General features: G+C 32.0%; 12 protein-coding genes. 6 read left to right on the top strand and 6 right to left on the bottom strand.

The features are described from left to right. Window positions 1-409: 409 nt before the first annotated feature. Complete coding sequence (locus D1816_RS09180) at window positions 410-1,453, top strand: formylglycine-generating enzyme family protein (RefSeq protein ID WP_233565286.1); 1,044 nt, start codon at window positions 410-412, stop codon at window positions 1,451-1,453. A gap of 223 nt (window positions 1,454-1,676) precedes the next feature. Here D1816_RS09180 and D1816_RS09175 read toward each other — a convergent pair whose 3' ends face one another. After that, on the bottom strand, window positions 1,677-3,026 hold the full coding sequence (locus tag D1816_RS09175) for a family 43 glycosylhydrolase (RefSeq protein ID WP_082832601.1): 1,350 nt from the start codon (window positions 3,024-3,026) through the stop codon (window positions 1,677-1,679). Window positions 3,027-3,249: 223 nt separating this feature from the next. Between D1816_RS09175 and D1816_RS09170 the strand changes: the two genes are divergently transcribed. Then, a complete protein-coding gene (locus D1816_RS09170; RefSeq protein WP_118502395.1) occupies window positions 3,250-4,758 on the top strand; it encodes an arylsulfatase in 1,509 nt (502 codons plus the stop codon). An 11-nt stretch (window positions 4,759-4,769) separates the two neighbouring features. Here the strand turns inward: D1816_RS09170 and D1816_RS09165 are convergent, their stop codons facing one another. From D1816_RS09165 to xylA, 5 genes are all read right to left on the bottom strand, one after another. Next, entirely contained in the window at window positions 4,770-7,889 is a 3,120-nt protein-coding gene (locus D1816_RS09165; protein ID WP_158597758.1) for a glycoside hydrolase family 2 TIM barrel-domain containing protein, read from the bottom strand. A gap of 52 nt (window positions 7,890-7,941) precedes the next feature. Next, on the bottom strand, window positions 7,942-9,192 hold the full coding sequence (locus tag D1816_RS09160; protein WP_118502391.1) for a DUF4185 domain-containing protein: 1,251 nt from the start codon (window positions 9,190-9,192) through the stop codon (window positions 7,942-7,944). A 52-nt stretch (window positions 9,193-9,244) separates the two neighbouring features. After that, window positions 9,245-11,350 (bottom strand): glycoside hydrolase family 97 protein, encoded by a 2,106-nt coding sequence (locus tag D1816_RS09155; protein WP_118502389.1) that lies wholly within the window; start codon window positions 11,348-11,350, stop codon window positions 9,245-9,247. A 110-nt stretch (window positions 11,351-11,460) separates the two neighbouring features. Next, complete coding sequence (locus D1816_RS09150; protein WP_118502387.1) at window positions 11,461-14,325, bottom strand: two-component regulator propeller domain-containing protein; 2,865 nt, start codon at window positions 14,323-14,325, stop codon at window positions 11,461-11,463. Window positions 14,326-14,571: 246 nt separating this feature from the next. After that, window positions 14,572-15,897 (bottom strand): xylose isomerase, encoded by a 1,326-nt coding sequence (gene xylA, locus D1816_RS09145; protein ID WP_066319478.1) that lies wholly within the window; start codon window positions 15,895-15,897, stop codon window positions 14,572-14,574. Window positions 15,898-16,308: 411 nt separating this feature from the next. On the opposite strand from xylA, the gene D1816_RS09140 reads away from it, so the two are divergent. From D1816_RS09140 to D1816_RS09125, 4 genes are all read left to right on the top strand, one after another. Then, window positions 16,309-17,880 carry a solute:sodium symporter family transporter gene (locus D1816_RS09140; protein WP_066319480.1) on the top strand — a complete coding sequence of 524 codons (1,572 nt, stop codon included), beginning with the start codon at window positions 16,309-16,311 and terminating at the stop codon, window positions 17,878-17,880. Between the two features lie 291 nt (window positions 17,881-18,171). Continuing rightward, window positions 18,172-19,329, top strand: coding sequence for a cytochrome P450 (locus tag D1816_RS09135; protein WP_118502385.1), 1,158 nt, complete (start codon window positions 18,172-18,174; stop codon window positions 19,327-19,329). Between the two features lie 51 nt (window positions 19,330-19,380). Continuing rightward, window positions 19,381-19,695 (top strand): 2Fe-2S iron-sulfur cluster-binding protein, encoded by a 315-nt coding sequence (locus tag D1816_RS09130; protein ID WP_118502383.1) that lies wholly within the window; start codon window positions 19,381-19,383, stop codon window positions 19,693-19,695. A gap of 11 nt (window positions 19,696-19,706) precedes the next feature. Continuing rightward, window positions 19,707-20,966, top strand: a complete 1,260-nt coding sequence (locus D1816_RS09125) for an NAD(P)/FAD-dependent oxidoreductase (protein WP_118502381.1) — start codon at window positions 19,707-19,709, stop codon at window positions 20,964-20,966. Window position 20,967: the final 1 nt, after the last annotated feature.

Below are 20,967 nucleotides of genomic sequence, written 5' to 3'. Positions count from 1 at the left end.
TTAATTTTAACAAAAATTCACATATTTTAATTTATCCAGAGTAACAAATGTCTTAATTAATGAAACAAATGTTTTAATTGTTTAGGATAAGTTAAAGTTTTAATATTAACATACTTTTAAGGCTCAAAATACGACAAATTATCAATGAAACCTTGTCTTATTTTTGGATTATGTAATATATAGTTTTCGTCGTTTGTGAACTAAGATTTATAGGTCTTGGTATTACATAAATTTATAATCAGACATAAAAATATCTTGTTTGTTATTAACTGTTTTATTATTGTTCATATGGTCTATTTTTATACAGATTTATAATCGTTTATTGTTATATGAAAGTTTAAATTTGTTATTGATTTTTTCTAGATGCAAAAAGTTCACTTTTGTTCTGCTATTTAATATTTTGATGATTATGATGAAATATAAGAAAACATATATTTTGGTATTAGTATGCATTGGTATACTAACATCTTGTAATAAGAATAAAGAAAGAGAGAGTAGTGCCGATATAATTGAGAAGGTAGAAGAAAAGAAACTATCTTATCACGAGATTTATTTAAAAGAAATTTTACAGTTACCAAAGAAAAAGAAATCTGATATAGATACGCTTAGTATGATAAAAGTAAAAGGAGGTATCTTTTTAATGGGTGGTATAAGTGATCAAGCTCGAAGAGATGAATTTCCGAGACATAAAGAAGAGGTCAAAGATTTTTGGGTAGATAAAACCGAGGTTACTAATAAACAGTTTAGAGAATTTGTAGAGCAAACAGGATATGTAACTACAGCAGAAAGAGAAATTGAAATTCAAGGTAAAGTATATGATCCCGGAGCGTTAGTTTTTGATGAAACTAATCCTAAGATGTGGTGGAAATTTGAAGCAGGCGCAAATTGGAAAAAACCATATGGGCCAAACAGTACAATAGAGGGTAAGGATAACCATCCAGTAGTACAAGTTTCTTGGTATGATGCAATGGCATATTCATTTTGGGCTGGGAAACGTTTAGCTACAGAGGTAGAATGGGAATATGCGGCAAGAGGAGGAAGAAAAGACAATATCTATTTTTGGGGAGATGATTTTAAAAGTGCTACAAAGTATGCTAATTTTTTTCAAGGAAATTTTCCCATGTCTAATAACTTAGAGGATTCTTATGTAAAAACATCTAGTGTAGGATCATTTCCTGAAAATGGATTTGGATTATTGGATATGGCAGGTAATGTTTGGGAGTGGTGTTTGGATACATATTATCCAGATGCATATTTACAACTTGACAAAAGAGAAGATGGTTATTTTAAAAAATACTATAATCAAGAACAGCATAAAGTAGTAAGAGGAGGTTCTTTTTTGTGTAGTGAAAGTTATTGCACAGGATATAGAGCAGCCGCAAGAATGAGTTCTACTCCAGACTCAGGTTTAGAACATACTGGTTTTAGATGTGTAAAGGATGTGATAAAATAATCTAAGAAATACGTTAGTATTACCAAATAAGTCCCAACTTTTAAATTCTATTTATTTTTTTATCTAAGATTGTCTAATAGAATACAAACCCAATATTTTGTTGATATTTTTCTTGAAATAACAGTCTGTTACAAGAAGAGTAGAATGCAGTTTACTGTAAAACACAAAGGACACTAAAAGTTGTGTACACAACTTTTAGTGTCCTTTGTACTATAAAAAATACTTATTCAAATTTTATCCAGTCAAGATTGTATAAATATCCTTTAGGACCTTTGAAAGTTGCAAATATATTTTTAACACCTTTGGTTTGATTTATAAAAGGAGCGGTTATTTCTTTCCAATTATTCCATCCACCTGTATTTTCGATTTTTATTCTTGCTAATAAAGGACCCTGAGGGTTATCAATGCGTATTTCTAAAGTACCTCCTTGCGAACCACTAGCCACACGAGCAGTAAATTTATTTTGCTTACCTTTTTCAAACAATACTCTATCAAATTGGACCCAACCGTACTCTTTAATATAATCTATTTGCCAACCTTTTGTAGGTTGATCTTTTAATAGACTAATTTTAGCATTAACAAGATCATTATAGCGATCTAATTGAATAAGATCTCCTGCTTTAGGTGTTCCGATTCCTCTTAAAGTAGCTACTTTAGGAACAATACTTCCATTTTTATTAAATATGATTTCGTCGGCTCTCATAGATCGTAATCTATTGTGGTTGCTTAAAGACCAATAATGATAAAATAAATACCATTTTCCTTTATATTCTACAATAGAGTGGTGGTTCGTACCGTTATCAATATTTGGCATAATAACTCCTTGAAAATCAAATGGACCCATTGGACTTTTACTGGTAGCATATTCAATTTCATAATTATTTTGATTTACACGACCCCAAGAGAAATAGTAAAGACCATTTCTTTTAAACATGAAAGAGGCTTCTCTATAACCTTCTTCAGGAATACCAATAATATCCTCCGGTTTTCCTTCAATTTCAGTCATATTGTCTTTTAATCTTGCTACTTTTAATGCACCAGTACCTTTACCTCCACCATAATAAATATATGCTTTGCCATCATCATCTACAAAAGGGTTTGGGTCAATACCCTGAATTCCTTTTATATAATCCTTTTCCCATGTAAATGGTCCTGTCGGGCTGTCCGATATTCCTACGCCAACACGTCTAAAGGCACTTTTGTCTTCTGGCATCCCTGGATAATAGTAGTAGTATTTATCTCCTTTTTTTATACAATCGGGAGCCCACATTCCATACATATTCTTTTGACCCCAAGGCACATCGTTTTGATCAAGAGCTACACCATGATCTCTATAATTTATTAAATCTGTAGTCGAAAAAATATGATAATCGGGCATACAAAATCCATTAGACCCTTGATCTTCAGTACAACCCTCGATATCATGTGATGGATAAATATAAAGTATATCATCAAAAACACGAGCTGTTGGGTCAGCGGTATATAAATGTGTTACCAAAGGATTTTGGGCTGTTACAGAATATATCGTTGCGAGCGTACAACACACGATAGAAAGAACTTTTTTGAATGTCATCTAGTAAATTTTGTTTTTAATTTATTACTGCTAAAATCTGAATTGATACTAAGCGTAGGCATAACATATGTGTAAAACTCTAGGCTAAATGATTCTATATAATATTAGAAATTAGATTCAAATAATAGATTTGTCGTGCAATACATAAGAACAACATATAAAAACATAATTAGTAAATAATTCTTGTCATTAACCATAAATTGCTGTTATAAAATATAAAAACATGAAAAATAGGCTTCTTATCCAATTACTAAGTGTTGTTTGTTGTTTTAATGGGCTTTCTCAGGCTAAAGTTCAAAAACCTAATATTGTTGTGGTTTTAGCAGATGATATAGGATTAGGTGATATATCTGGATACCGAAAAGCACATTCAAAAAAAATCATAGTAGAAACCCCACAAATGGATCAGTTAATGAAAGCAGGTATGTCTTTTACAGATGCACATTCTCCAACTGCCCTTTGTGCTCCTTCGAGATATAGTATCATGACGGGTAATAATACATACCATAGTTATGCACCTTGGGGAGTATGGGGATCATATCAGGAATCCCCAATTAAAAAAACAGATCTAACTCTAGGGAAATTGATGAAACAAGCCGGTTACCATACTGCATTTTTTGGAAAATGGCATATGGGAGGTGACTGGTATCGAAAAGGTAGTACTACTGAAATATATAGAGGACCACGTTGGAAAACACAAACAGATATTGATATTAATCAAATTGTAGGCGCAGGGCCTCAACAAAACGGATTTGATTATAGTTTAATGTTTCCGGCAGGAATTCAAGATGTACCATATGCTATTTATGAAAATGAAAAATGGATGCCTTTAAATGATAACTCTAAAATTGGGTTAATTACCCAAGAAAAGATGAATGCATTAAAAGTAAAATTGGATAAAGACGAAGGTTTAGGTGATACAGAATGGAATCCATTTAAAATAGGACCTCTTTTAGCTACTAAGGCCGTAGATTATATCAATAATGTGGATAAAGAAAAACCTTTTTTTATGTATTACTGCACTCAAGCAGTACATAAACCACATACACCATCTGACTCTTTGAATGGTAAGAAAGTTAGAGGAACTAATGCAAATTATCATCTAGACATGATTGCAGAGATGGATGTGCAAATGAATATGTTGATTACTGCTTTGAAGAAAAATAAGCTGTATGAAAACACAGTATTTATATTTACATCAGATAACGGAGGATTAACATTTAAAGAAACAATGGCAACAGGGCATAGACCTAGTGATATTTACAGAGGTGCTAAAAATCAAATTTATGAAGGAGGACATAGAGTTCCGTTTATAGTAGTATGGCCAGAAAAAATTAAACCGAATACGATATCAAAAACTTTGGTGTCCGGAACAGATATTTTAGCCACACTAGCAGATATAACAAACAAGAAAATCCCTGATAATCAAGCAATGGATTCATCAAGTCTATTACCTGTTTTATTGAAACAAGAAGTAGATACAAGAAAAGTATTAATGATTCAAGGAGGTACAGGTAAAGAAGTTGCTTATCGAGATCAAGCCTGGAAATTAATTATTAAATATGATAAAGATGAAATCAAGCCTATAGCTTTATTTAATTTAGATCAATCTCCTTCAGAAAAAGAAGAAGATAACCTAATAGATCGTCCAAAACATAAAGAAAGAATTGATCAAATGTTTACAAATTATAAAAAGATACGAGATACCAAAACGCCAAGTAGGGATTTATAATTATAATTTGATTAATTTTTATTGTTTTTCTCAGCGTAAAACATGAAAGAATATTCATATTCATTTTTGGTTAATTGATAGGGGAGTAGTGCAATAGCGCTTTGACTCCAACTATCATCACCACCAACTCCTAGTTGTGCATGGTCAATGTTCAGTGTATAAAAAGAGTTTGTTTTAAGGTCATAAGTATGAGTGGCTTCTTCCAAATTTTCTTGTGTATACGGCCAAATAGAAAAGTCTACAGTGGGATACCCTTTAATGTTAAGAGTTTTAGTTGGTCCCACTAAGTGTAACGAACGTACATCACTGCGATTTCCGTTTTCTTGTGGATAGATATAGTCAAAACTCATTTTGTTTGTTTCACATGTATGTAAACTTAATTTTGCGCCTTCTTTTCGGTCAGAATAATTTTCATGAGGACCTTTTCCATAATACTCAGTAGTTCTAAAAGTATCGGGGATTGTAGTTTGCATTCCGAATCGAATCAAATCTGGTGCACTCTTAGGAGTATTGACTTTAAAATTTACTTTAATTCCTTGGTCTAAAAATTGATACGTTAGCATTAAATTTGAAGTAAAACTCGAAGTACTATTAACCGAAATTATATTGTTTTTGATACTAATATCTTTTATTTTTATACTGTCAGCAATGGTTTTCCAACCTCGAGATCTTTGATTAATTTTATTACCTCTAGCACGATCATTATCTGTAGATGCTCTCACAAAATTAGCTTTTAATGGCGAAAGCAATATAGGTTTGTTATGAGCAACGTAAGAAGATATATACCCAGTGCTTTTATTAATTTTTGCCTCGTAAGTGTTCGTTTTTATCAAAACAAAATCTGTAGTCTCAGAAATAATCACATTTGAAGAACTATTTTTCTCATGTTTAGGTATTTTAGAAAGTACTAGATCCTCCCAAGCTACTTCATGACCTGGTTTAGCATATTTTGTTAATGTTTTAGTGAAAGCAGCTATATGAATATTGTACTCTACTCCAGGTTCTTTTTTTAGAGTAAAAGGAAGTGTAATTGTCTTTTTTTCAGAAGGGTTGCAGTTAATTGTTGGTAAATTTCCTGATTTGATAATTACTCCATTAGCTTTAAGGTTCCATTTAAAAGTAAAAGAATCTAGGTTAGTAAAATGATGCCAGTTTTTGATAGTAAAACTTAAGTTAGATTCGTTTATTTTTGAAAACTCTATAGGTTGAAAAACCTTTTTACATTCATACAATGCTGGTTTGGGACTTCTGTCTGGGTTGATAATCCCATTAATTAGAAAATTAAAACGACCTGGATGTGCTCCAAAATTTTCATTAGGATCATTTCCATATCCCCAATAGGGTACTCCTTGTTTTGTCTTTAAAGAGATTCCTTGATCGATATAATCCCAGATTGCACCCCCAATAATGTTGGGGTATTTGCGTGTGATCTCAAGATAGTGTTTTAATCCACCTAGAGAGTTTCCCATGGCATGAGCAAATTCACAATTAAAAATAGGACGTCGATCTCTTGTATTAGTTGCTAGTTGTTTAAGCATTGTTACAGGTGCATACATTCTACTTATCATGTCTACATAGGATCTATCATTAGGATTTAAAATTCCATAAGACCATTTTTCGTTACTATGTTTAATATATTTAGGATTGCTTTGATCCCCCTGAGCTCCTTCAGAATGAATTGGTCGAGTAGGGTCGTACTCTTTGATCCAACCTGACATTGCAGAATGATTTGGTCCGGCACCTGATTCATTTCCTAACGACCAAAATACAACAGATGGATGATTTTTATCTCGCTCAACCATTTTAATAGCACGATCTAAAAAAGAATACGCCCATTCTGGCCTATTAGAAAGTTCGCCTCTCATACCATGAGTTTCTATATTTGCTTCATCCATGACATAAATTCCTAGTTCATCACACAATTCATAGAGATATGGATCATTTGGATAGTGGCAGGTCCTGATTAAATTCATATTATTTTGTTTCAAAATCATAAGATCTTGATATATTTCCTCTCGTGTAACAGTTTTACCACCTGTTGGACTATGATCATGCCGATTAACCCCAAACATTACAATACGTTTTCCGTTTACTTTCAGTACACCGTCCTTAATATCGATTTGTCTAAAACCAATTTTAGTAGATGTAGCTTGAATTACTTTTCCATCTTTTTCTAGAGTTAGTAAAAGCGTATAAAGATTTGGATGTTCTGCACTCCACTTCTTTGGATTTTTAATATCTGCCTCTAATAAAGCAAAATATGGACTATCGATTTGTGGGTACCATTCATTTTTAATTTTACTAGCAGGAATAGTTAGGGGGTTTTTTAAAACTGTTTTTTCTCCATCAAGTAGATTTGCTTTAACGATATAACCATCTAACTTTTGAGCTGATGCACTATATAATTTAGGTCGTAATTGCAACTTTGCATTAGTGTAGTTTTGATCTAATGGTGTACGCACAAAAACATCAGAAATAGCTACTTTTGGCCATGCTTGTAAAAATACTTCTCTAAATATACCGCTCATTCTCCAATGATCTTGATCTTCTAGATAGGCTCCGTCACTCCAACGGTATACCTTAACAGCAATAGTATTTTTACCTTTTTTAACATATTTAGTAATATCAAATTCTGATGAGGTGTAGCTTCCCTGGTTATATCCAACTTCTTTTCCATTTATGTAGAGGTAATAGGCATTTAGGACTCCTCCAAAATTAATTAAGATAGTTTTGTCTCCCCAATCGTTTGGAACATCAAATTCTCGTTTATACGAACCTACTGGATTATGATTATGATCTATATAAGGTTGATTCTTAGGAAAGGGGTATCCAGAATTTACATAAGTCACCTTTCCATATCCTTTCATTTCCCAACTAGAAGGTACTTCGATAGTATTCCAATTAGAGACGTCGTAATTTTCTTTGTAAAAATCATTTGGAGCGTCTGCAGGTTTTGATACCCATTTAAATTTCCATAAGCCATCTAAAGATTGATACCAAGAAGAATTTTCTCTGTTTAGCGTTTTAGCTTGATCTAATGATGGGTATGAATATAAGCTAGCTCTTGATGGTACCCTATTTTTCTGAACAACTAATGGGTTTTCCCAATCATTTTGATATTGAGCCTGCAAAAGACTGAGGCTTAAAAAAAAAGATAATGTGAAGATTTTATAAAGATTCATTTTATTTTTTTATTGAGGACAATTCTTTTTTATCTAAAAATTTGATTTCATGCAACGACATGCTATAATTACTGCCAGTAGGGTTACCTAGACCGTTTTTTGAATAGGCAAAGTTAGCAGAGTAGCATAACCACGCTGTTTTGCCATCATCGCTAATAAATTTAGAAGGGATATTTAAAAAGTATGCTTGTGGTCCAAAATCTCTGAGATAAGAAACTATTTTCCACGGTCCAGTAATGTTATCTGATTCCAAAATATAACTATCCATTGATTTTACTGTAGGCCATCCATCGGTAATGCACATTAAAAACTTCTTGAGAGGTGCATTATAAGTCATACTTACATTACCGGCGTTATTATTCCATTCGAAAATTGGTTCTAAATCATGTAACTCTTTAGACCAGATCTCCTTACCGTTTTCGTCTTTTCCGGCAAAAAACTCATATTGTGATTTATCATTTATTGTTTTGGGAGATGGTTTTACTCGAATAAGATAAATAAGATCTCCACTAACCCAACTTAAATTACCAGGTCTGGGTTTGTTGTCATCTATTCTAGCGCTATGACAGGTAAGATATGCATACCCGTCTGGTGAATGTTCCATATTTTTACCAAAATCAACAAAATGAGGAACTCCAATCTTTACTGGTTTAGCAGTCAGATCAGTTTTTTCGTTAAATAAATTGTTGGACGGAGATACTTTAGGGGTATTCCAGGTTTTTCCATAGTCATTTGAAATTCTAAAGCCAACAAATGGCCCAAGTATAGGCCAATTCATACTTAAAGAAGGAGCGTCCAGAAGGCAATATGTTCCATAATACCAGATGCCATTGTAAACTAAAGATCCGGAAGGGTATCTTCCTTCATACGGTAAAGCACTACCTTTTGTAGTTCCTAAAGAAGTGATTTTTAAATTCAAAGGATCGCTGCCTTCTATTTTAGCCTGACCTGTATGTGCTTTTTCTCCAGGGTAAGATCTACATAATTCATTATTGATTTTTCCATCTGTCCATGGAGAATATAAGTTTCCGTCAGAAGCCCAACTAGGATACCATGTATCTGCATTTGTATAATTGGCATGTTTACCTGTAAATCCAATGTTAGCTATTTCAGTAGATTGCTCCACTGGAATTTTATGAGCCCAAGAATTTAATTTTACATGATTTTCCCATATAGAAATTTTTTGCGCAAAAATAAATGAATGGCTAAAACTAAAGATTAGGACTAAAATGAGTTTTGAGTTTTTTTTCAATTTGAGAAAATTTAAATGGACTTATATAAATATGTTCATGAAATCTTAAACTTTACAGTGTTTTAAATTCAATAGCTTGTCCGCCACCAGGAGCCAGTTCCAAAGTCATTTTATCCATAGAAGTAACTTCTTTTTTTATGATTTCAAAAGATTCTGGATTTTCTAACCAATGTGCATCTTTTGCATCTGCATATATAGTAGCTTGATATTTTTTTCCTTTTGCAAGAAAAGATAAATCAATATCTAAGGATCGAGCATTTTCATCACTAATACTCCCTAAATACCAATTATCGGTTCCTTTTTCTTGTCTAACTATAGTATAATAATCTCCTATTTTTGCATTTAAAACTTTAGAATCAGACCAATCGGTAGGAACATCTTTTATAAACTGAAAAGCTGGGTTACCTTCATAATTAACAGGTAAATCTGCTGCCATTGGCATAGGACTATACATAGTTAAGTAATATGCTAATTGTTTACTTAATGTTGTTTTTACACGAAACGGTACTTCACTCCAATCTCTTTTACCTAAGAACATTTTAAAAATTCCCGGAGTAAAATCTATTGGTCCTCCTAGAATTCTAGTAAAAGGTAGAACTACACCATGTTCTGGTTGATTACCTTTACTCCATGCATTGTATTCTTGTCCACGCGCACCTTCACGAGCCATTAAATTTGGATATGTACGTTGCTCTCCTGTATATTTTATTGGTTCATGATTTACAATCATTAGTTTATATTCTGCAGCTTTTTGCACCATTTTTTTATAATGACGTACCATATATTGACCATGATGGTGTTGTTTATATGTTTTTTTTACGGTATCGTAGTTTACATCACCAGTGTAACCAACTTTTATAGTTTTAATTCCCAGATCACTGCACATTTTATATAATTCGTCCATAGCAGGTTCATAGTGATCAATGTCAGATATTGTTTCATGATACATCATCATACGAACACCTTTTTCTTTTGCATATTGGCATACTTCTTTGATATCAAAATCATCTGTCGATGTTTTCCAATCAAATATACCATAGCCTGTCCATGAGCCTTCCATATCATCCCAACCTTTATCCCAACCTTCGATCAATACATCAGGAAATCCATGTTTAGCTGCAAAATCGATATGATACTTTGCATTTTTTGTATTTGCACCATGAGGCTTGGTTATTGGTTTCCCGAATTGAGTTTTTTCTGCCCAAGCGGTTTTTCCGATATGAAGTTCCCACCAAATACCAATATATTTATAAGTTTCTATCCAGCTAGTGTCTTCGTAAGCATTGGGTGGATTAAGATTCATAATCATATCAGACTCAACTAATCCTCCTGCATTTTCTGAAATTTGAATGGTCCTCCAAGGTGATTGAAACGGAGTTTTTGCTCTTACTAGATCTCCATTTAACCATGGCGTTAATTGTGCTTTTAGTTTAGAATCGTTTAGTGTATTTAGTAAGTTCATTCCTGCGTAATCTGTAAGATCTGCTTCATGAATGCTAATTACTAAATTATCATTTACCTCTATGGTTGTAGGCGTATTAGCCATATTTGGACGTTCTTCTTTATTGGGACGTCTGTAAAATTTTGTAGAATCACCTATCCGACTTATAGGAGAATTGTAGTATTCTTTTTCATAATTATCATAATCTGCAAAATTCCACCACGCTTTATAATCTCCTGCAAAATCAAACTCTGTAAGCTCATCCATAATGATAAATTCATCTAAACTTTCTTGTTCAGGAAAAACATATCTAAAAGCAATTCCATTATCATAAGCTCTTGCAACAATATTCAATAAAAGGTTAGTTTCTTTTTGCATTAAATGAAGTGTTAATTCATTATAATGATCTTTAATTGTTTCTCTCTGTCCCCAAACAGTTTTCCATTGGCTATTGTTACTTTGTTTTTTCGAAGATAACAGCTCAAAATTATTCTTTAAGGAGTGTTTTTTTAATTCAAAACCTAGTCTAGAGGTTTCTATAAATTGTAAATCATTATGATGAACAGTATATGAAATCATCCCAGTACTATCAACGTCAAAAGAAAAGGTATTTTTACTATCAGGAGATCGTAATTCTGTTTCTATTACTTTTTCTGTTTTTGATGTGCAACTAATAAGTAGTGCTAAAATTGTTATGGTTGTAAGTGTTTTGAACATTTTGTTGTTATTGTGTTATGATACTACAATTTTAGTATTTTTAAGTATTGATGAACACAGGTAAAAACAAAATTTAGCATGAGATTTGCTAAAAATGGACTAATAAAGCCCTATGTGTGTTGAGTTTTATTTTTTTGGTATGTTGAAGGCGTATTGCCATACTTCTTTTTAAAGCAATTTCTAAAATATTCTAAATCTCTAAAACCAACTTTGTAAGTAATCTCTGCAATAGTTAAGTTTGATGCTCTTAAAAGTTCAGAAGCTTTTAATAAACGTTGTTCTCGGATGTATGAATTTGTTGTAAATCCTGTTAATTTTTTTAGTTTTTTATTACATAAATATTCACTCAGCCCCATCTTTTGTACAAGCTGACTTACAGTAAAATCAGGATTAGAAAGTTCAATAATGATTTCTTGTTCTATTTTAGTAATAAAGTCTTGGTCTACGGCACTTATTTTTGCTTCTAAATTTGTCGAAGAAATTTTCGATTTTTGTTTTTTTGAATACCTTGTTTTAAAATATATAATTAATGCCACTCCAATACTAAAAAAGAGAATATACAGTATTGCAAAAGAATGAGCAGATTGTACTTTTATATTTAATGTTTTGGTTTTAACGTCTGGATTACTAAAGTTTTTAATTTTGAAAATATAGTCTCCACTGGGGATATTAGAGTATTTGGCAATTCCCAAAGCATTTTTAGTTGTGCGCCAATCTTTGTCAATGCCTTCTAATTTATAGCTTAATATATCGTTTTGATCAGAATAATTAAGGTTTTGAAATGTGATTGCGATATTGTTTTCACCGGTTTTAAGAAGTATGTTTTGAGTATTAGAAATTGTGTTTTTTAATAAAATGCGATCATTTAAATTCGTGTTAACTCTAATTTCGATATTGTTTATTTCAAGTTTAGTAATTGCGAGGTTAGTAGTAAAATTATTTGATTTGATTTCTGAAGGTTTGAAAATGGTTAACCCACTTTGTCCTCCAAAAGCGAGCATGCCATTACTTAGCCGTGTAGCAGATAAATCCATAAAAACATTATCTGTTAAACCATCCTTTTTACTGAAATTTTTAATATTGTTAGTTTTAGGATTCAATTTTGAAATGCCACTATTGGTTCCCATCCAAATATTTCCTAGATCGTCTTCTGCCAGACTTTTTATTGTATTGTTCTGTAATCCATCTTTTGTAGTGTATGCAGTGAAATCATAAGTACCTGTTTTTTCATTGAAACGACATTTATTTAACCCTCCGCCAAAAGTACCGATCCAAATTGTGTTGTCTGTAGAGGTTATTATGGGTAATATAAAATCTGCACTAATACTATTTTTAGTGTTTGCTTTGTGTTGAAAAACTTCAAAAACAGGATTGTTTTTTTTGCTTTCTGTATCTGTTAGTAAAACAAGTCCTTTATCTGTACCGAACCATATATTTTTGTTTTCATCAAAAGCTATACTACGCACAACATTCGAAGGGAAGTTATGATTTTTAGAAAGATCTTTTGTATAATTCGTAATGCTAAATGCATTGTTATCTTTTTTCTCTAAATGTGTAATGCCATTATTGATGGTAGCTAGCCAAATGTTACCTTTCGAATTAGTTTCGATATCCATATATCGTTTGTAATTTGACGAGGTATTTATATAACTTAATTCTAGATCTGAATTAAATGTTACAAGTTGTTGTGAATCTCTTGTTCCATAAAAAAAAGTATTTCTTTTGTCATATCCGATTGCTGTAATAGCTTCATTTTTGTAATCAAGTAATGCAATGTATTTTTGTGTAATATTTGAGTTTTGGTTATATATGTTGTCTAAAGACACGAGTCCTCCTCCTTCTGTGCCAACCCATAGGCTTTGATTTGTATTTGGTAATAATGCAGATATAGGTAGCCCTTGTTTTTTGTCTTTATTGGTAAAGTAATATCTTTTAAACAAAGACTTTTTATAATTATATTTAAACAAGCCATGTGCGGTACCAATCCAAACGACTCCAGAACTATCTTCATAAAAACAACGAATATCCTTCAAAAAATTATCAGGCCTAATAAATGAACATTTTTTAGTGTTCATTGTCTTTTGATCTAAAGTTTTATTAAAAACAACGAGACTTTTTGATGAACCGGACCAAAGATTATTTTGAGAATCGATAGAGAGTCTTCGTATTAAGTTTTGTTGATGAATTGTTTTTATTGTGGAAATTGAATCTTTAGAATAAGAAAATATATGGTTAGCTGATGCAAAATATATTTTATTATTTCTTTTTTTTAAATCGAAAACAGATGTTCCAAGATAAACTTCTTGCCAATCATAGCTTTTCGATTTTGTTTTTTTTAAGCAAAATAAGCCTGTATTCGTTCCTAGCCATACTCGGCTTTCATCGTCACAAATTATTTTATTAATTGGGTGATTACCATTCTTTGTAAACGATGAATAAAATTGGAGTAAAGCAAGTGTGTTATTTGTATTTGTTAATTGTATGACACCTAGGTTAGTAGCGATCCATATGTTTTTATTTTGAATATAGATGCTATTTGTATTTCCACCTAATTCAACTATCTTTTTATTTAACTCGGGAAAGCGTTCAATTTGCTCAGTACGTAAATCAAGCTTAAAAATTCCTTTAGTTGGGGTTATTCCCCAAAGGTTATTATCATTATCGATATGTAATTCTAAAATTATATTACTTGCTAGCCCAGAATTAGAGTTAGGTTCATATTGGAATGATTTTAAATTATGCCCATCGTATCTATATAGTCCATCATAGGTGCCTATCCATAGAAAACCTACAGAATCTTGAACGATAGTATTTATAGTTGTATTAGATAAACTAGCTTGGTTTTCGATAGCTTCTAATAGTACTATTTCTTGATGTTGTTGAGAAACAATAGAAAATGAATTTAAAAAGAATATGAGGTAGAGTAGAGAAGCTCTAAATTTTGCCGTTCTTTTTTGAATTCTATTTATAAACATTAAAACAAAGTTTCTAAATAAGGAAAATATATTTTTTACTTGAAAAAAATAACCCTTAAGCTTTTGAATTTTTAACTCAGCAACCTATAGTTATGGCAGAATCTTCAATTTAAGATAATTAATAATGTAATTCTCTATTTTAAAAATAATCTTTATGTATTGTATGTTTTCGAAGCATACAATACATAAAGAAATGGTTTAAGTTTTTAAGAAGGTTTTTGAAATAGTATTAATAGTGTTGGATACTTATATGTATTGATTTACTATATTTTCAAATAATTCCTGTTTTCCACTTTGCAATTCCAGTTCTCCATTGTCTTGAGCTATTTTATAGAGATCATTTAGATTTAATTTGCCAGCTTCAAAATCTTTTCCTTTTCCAGAATCAAAAGAACTATAGCGTTGCTCTCTTAACTTGCTATAGGGCGAAGAGGTTGTGATTTTATCAGCGATAAGTAATGCTCTTGCAAAAGTATCAGCTCCACCAATGTGTGCATGAAACACATCTTCTATATCGGTTGAGTTTCTTCTGATTTTGGCATCAAAATTTACACCACCACCTTGTAATCCACCAGATTGTAAGAATACTAACATGGCTTCGGTGGTTTCTTGTATGTTATTAGGAAATTGATCTGTATCCCAACCATTTTGATAATCTCCACGATTTGCATCAATACTTCCTAACATACCAGCTTTGGCTGCAACTTCAATTTCATGTTGAAAAGTGTGCTGTGCTAGCGTTGCATGGTTTACTTCTATGTTAATTTTAAAATCTTTGTCTAGCCCATACTCACGTAAAAAACCAATAGAAGTGGCAGTATCAAAATCATATTGATGTTTTGAAGGCTCCATAGGTTTAGGTTCAATAAAAAATGTGCCTTTAAATCCTTGACTTCTTGCATAATCTTTGGCCATAGTTAAAAATTGAGCCATATGATCTAATTCCCGACCCATATCCGTATTTAGCAGTGACATATATCCTTCGCGACCACCCCAGAAAACATAATTTTCTCCATCTAGTGCAATTGTAGCATCTAATGCTAATTTAACTTGTCCACCAGCACGAGCAACAACATTAAAATCAGGATTAGTTGCGGCTCCGTTCATATATCTTGGGTTTGAAAAACAATTGGCTGTTCCCCAAAGTAGTTTTATTCCAGATGCTGCTTTTTTCTGTTTTAAATAATCAGTAATTGTAGATAAACGCTGTTCTGATTCAGAAAATGTTGGCGCTTCTTGTATTAAATCATAATCATGAAAGCAGAAATAATCAAATCCCATTTTACTTATAAATTCGAAAGCTGCATCGGCTTTATCTTTTGCTGCTTGAATAGGATCAGAAGATTGATCCCAAGCAAATTTTTGTGTTCCAGGTCCAAAAGGATCCGAACCTACTCCACAGAATGTGTGCCAATATGCAATGGCAAATTTAAAATGATCTCGCATTGTTTTTCCTGCAACAACCATATCTGGGTTATAATACTTAAAGGCCAATGGATTATCGGATTCTTTCCCTTCATATTTGATTTCTCCGATTCCTTTATAATATTCTTTATCTCCTAAAACAATCATTTAGTTATTATTTTTACTATTTTAACATTTCTTTTTCGCGATATAATTTCGCATATAACGGTTATAAAATTAATTAAAATAGAACTTCTGATTTTACACAATGATAATATTCTACGAAACATTTTACGAAACATTTTGCCAAACACTTTACGAAATATTTTATCGAGTATTTTACGGAATGTAAATAGCTTTATAAGTATATATTATCTACGATAGATTGTACAAATCATACCACATATGTTGTATTTTGGTTCTAGAGATGTTCTGCTTTCATTAGTATAATTAGGGTTTAACAGAAAAATGCATCTAAAAAGACATATGTGTTATACATATAAAATGCACATTTATATATTGTCGTCTTAATCATCTTTTTTAATTTAACATAAACTGAAGTATAAAATTTAGAGTATTATGGGAGTTATTTCATTTATCGGGTTTACATTGCTAGTAGCAATCATATCATATTTTGCAACTAGAAAAACAAATGAAAATACTTCTGAGGGGTATTTTTTAGGAGGTCGTAGTCTTACGGCAACCGTTATTGCAGGTTCTTTATTACTTACGAACCTTTCAACAGAACAAATTGTAGGATTAAATGGGGATGCATATACAGATGGTATACTCGTAATGGCTTGGGAAACTTTAGCAGCTATTGCAATGGTGATTACTGCAATATTTTTGCTACCACGTTATTTAAAAGGTGGAATCTCTACACTTCCAACATTTTTAGAAAGACGTTTTGATAGTACTACTAAGGCGTTAACTTCAGGATTATTTCTTACAGGTTATGCTGTTGTATTATTGCCTATGGTACTTTTTACAGGTTCAAAGGCTATTAGTGGAATGTTTGGTATTCCTGAATTACTCGGGGTAAGCGATTGGGTTTCAGTTTGGATATGTGTATGGGGAATAGGAATTATAGGTTCTATCTATGCCATATTCGGAGGTCTAAAAGCTGTAGCAGTTTCTGATACAATAAATGCAGTCGGATTGTTAATAGGAGGATTGTTGATTCCGGTATTTGGTTTAATGGCAATTAGCGAAGATGGTAGTGTTTTTGGTGGATTAACTAAATTGACAACAGAACATCCAGAAAAGTTTAATGCAGTAGGAGGACCAGATTCTTCTATCCCGTTTGCTACCATTTTTACAGGTATGATGCTAGTACAATTGTTCTATTGGGGGAGTAATCAACAAATTATTCAACGTGCTCTTGGAGCTAAAAACTTAGCAGAAGGACAAAAAGGACTAACATTAGCAGCTTTTATTAAAATATTAGGGCCGATCATTGTGGTTTTACCAGGTATTATAGCATATCATAAGTATGGGCCAAATTTAAATACTAGTGATGTATATCCAAAATTAGTTGCAGATGTATTGCCTGATGTTTGGGTTGGTTTTTTTGCAGCCGTTCTGTTTGGTGCTATCTTAAGTTCATTTAATTCTGCACTAAATAGTTGTGTAACTTTATATGGAGTTGATATTTATAAGCAGTTTATAAATAAAGAAGCCAGTGAGAAGATTGTTGTGAAAATGGGAAAACGTTTTGGGATTATTCTGGCATTCTTTTCCATGATTATAGCACCATTTTTAGTTTATGCCGATAGTATTTTTGGATATTTACAAACCGTTAATGGAGCTTATAGTATTCCGATTTTAACCGTTATTGTTATTGGTTTCTTAACAAAGAAGGTACCTGCAATAGCCGCTAAAGTAGGAATCATATTTGCTTTTACAGTTTATGTTGGATATATCGTTTTAGCAAATGGATTTGGAGTTATAGATTTACATATGCTACACATGCAAGCAATCACATTTGTATTAACAGTAATAATCATGTTAACTATTGGAAAATTAAAACCAAGAGAGAGTGATTATGTACAGACTTACACTAAAGAGGTTGATGTTACACCATGGAAACATGTTAAGATAGTCGGTCTGGTAATATGTTTAGTAGTATTATCAACATATTTCATTTTTTAAATATCGTAAAAATCTATAGTTAGATAATAAGACATACAGTTTTAATAAAGAAAAACCTTTTACTATTTTTAGTAAAAGGTTTTTATGTGTAAACAAGTACATGTATAGAGTATTAATTTTTAATATTGAAGATAAAATAGTTTAGGTATAGGTTAAAATAGAATAAGATTGATGCGTCTAATCTATCGTTATTTGTACTGTATAAAGTAAATATGATATAGTTGTAAGTGGCTAGATTGATACTATTTATAAGCTTTATACGAGCATAAGTACTAAAAAAATATGTTTAAGATGGAGAAAAGTAAGCTTTTAGACCCGTTTGAGGAAGCTCGTTTGAGTAAAGGATATGGTAAGATGAATGATCAGGATGATCCTGTTACTATGATTTTACGTCTTAAAGATGTACGTAAATGTGCACATAATTGGAAAGCTTTTCAATCTGGAGCTACTCCAGGACGTATTGTAGTGCCCTCTGAAGTGAATATTCGAGATACTCGTCAAATACCTTTTGAAGTAGACCCACCGTTGCATAAAGATTATCGTTCATTAGTAGAACCATGGTTTAAACGACCATTAGAAAAAGAGTATAAACAAAAACTTACTAAGCAAATAGAAGCAATTGTTGATGAGGTGATTGCAAAAAAAACTGTTGAAGTAGTGCAAGATTTTTCTTTGAGATTACAATCTCAAGCATTAACATTACTACTTAATATACCTTTTGAAGAGTCTGAGACATGGATTGGTTGGGGTACACATGTATTTAGAAGTGAAGGAGAATCTTTAGATGCAGATAAAGCTAATCTATTATACGACTACATTGATCAACAAATTATCAAAGCCGAAAGAAATCCAGGAAATGATTTGTATTCTATGTTGCTAAGTTCTGAAGTAAACGGAAAAAAACTTACCCACGAAGAAGTAAAAGGTGTAATGATTTTAACATTTGCAGGAGGACGAGATACAGTGATTAATGCAGTTACAAATTCTATTGCTTATTTTGCAGAACATCCTGAATCATTAAAACAACTTAGAGAAAATCCTGATGTTACAGGTAAAGCAGTTGAAGAATTAATTAGATACTTTTCGCCATTAACGCACATGGGGAGAGTAGCAACTCAAGATACTCAAGTTTGTGAACATGCGATAAAGGCAGATTCTCGTATATCCTTATGTTGGGCATCAGCGAATAGAGATGCTTCTGTTTTCGAAAATCCAAACGATATAGTATTAGATCGTAAAGTTAACCCTCACGTAAGTTTTGGTTTTGGTACACACAATTGTTTAGGAGCTACACATGCTCGACAAATTATGAATATCTTATTAGTCTCCTTGGCCAAAAAGGTTAAATCTATAGAGATATTAGATCATACAGAAAATATAGAAGATCTAGAAGAATTTAAACGCAAAGTGGGATATGATAGCATTAAGGTGAATTTTAACGCACTATAATTTTAATAGGGTTTATGTACTAATAATTTTAAAGAATTTATAAAAAAAGATATGGCTAAGATTACTTTTATAACAACAGAAAATAAATCAATCATTTTAGAAGGTACTACGGGGTCTTTGATGCAACTAGCTGTAGATAATAGTATTCCAGGAATTGATGGGGATTGCGGGGGTGTATGCTCTTGTGCTACATGTCATGTGCATGTACATCCAGAACATGTTGAAAAAACTGGAGAAGCAAGTGAAATCGAAACAGATATGCTAGAACTGAATGATCATTATAATGAATACAGTCGTTTATGCTGTCAAATTGAAATTAATGAAAAATTAAATGGTGTAGTGTTGCAAGTTGCAGAAAGTGAATAAAATTGAATTTGATGTCTGAAAATTATTCAAATAATAAGACTTGCGTTGTCATAGGAGCAAGTCATGCTGGCGTAAATTTCGCTTTTGCTTTACGCAAGGAAGGTTGGCAAGGTAAAATCATACTCTTTGATAAGGATCCAACATTGCCCTATCATCGACCACCGCTTTCAAAAGCTTATTTAACTAGTAAAGATGCAATCGAAAAAAACGTTTTAAAGTCTCAAGAAAGCTACGAAAAAGATAATATTATATTACAGTTGGGAACTGAAGTTTCATCGATCAATCGGCTTAAAAAAACAATCGTATTACATGATGGAACTACACAAAGTTATGATAAATTAGTTTTAGCAACAGGTGCACGACCAATTATACCATCTATTTTAGGGATAGAAGAGACAAGTAATTTATTTCCTTTACGAACTGCAGGTGATGTAGAAAATATACGAAATTCATTAGCTAAAAGTCAACATAAAAGAGTAGTCATTATAGGGGGAGGCTATATAGGTCTTGAAGCAGCTGCATCTCTTAAGAAACTAGGAGCAACCGTTACAATATTAGAACGAGAAGATCGAATTTTGGCCAGAGTAACTACTCCAGAAATGTCAACATTTTTTGAAGACTTACATAGTAATAATGGGGTTATAATACATACAAACAAGAACGTTATTTCTATTAAAACATCCGAAGGTTTAAATACTATTATTTGTGAGGATAATTCTACTTTTAAATCTGATATGATAATTGTGGGAGTAGGAATTAAAGTAAATATCGAATTGGCAAGAGACTCAGGTCTTGATATTAATAATGGAGTATCGGTTGATTCAACAACACAAACAAATGATGAAAATATTTATGCCATAGGTGATTGCACGTTTCATTATAATACACATTATGATCGTTTTGTACGGCTAGAATCTGTTCAAAATGCTGTTGATCAGGCTAAAGTTGCTGCTGCTGCCATTTGTGGAAAGAACGCTACTTATGATGCGATACCATGGTTTTGGTCGGATCAATATGATGTTAAGTTACAGATGGTAGGTTTGTCAACAGGTCATAATAAAGTATGTGTGCGTAAAGAAGAAAGTGAAAATACAAAATTCTCTATTTGGTATTTTAAAGACAACACCTTGTTGGCTGTAGATGCTATTAATAATGCTAAAGCATATGTTTTGGGTACAAAATTTATTAAAAACCAGAAAAGAATAGATACATCAAAATTAGTAGATCCCTTTGTTGATTTTAAACCAGCTAATTTAGTAGTAGAATCATAAA

It is taken from the genome of Aquimarina sp. AD10 (genome assembly GCF_003443715.1).
Classification (GTDB): domain Bacteria; phylum Bacteroidota; class Bacteroidia; order Flavobacteriales; family Flavobacteriaceae; genus Aquimarina; species Aquimarina aggregata.
Note: the sequence above shows the minus strand (reverse complement) of the source record. Positions and strands in the feature narration are given on the sequence as shown.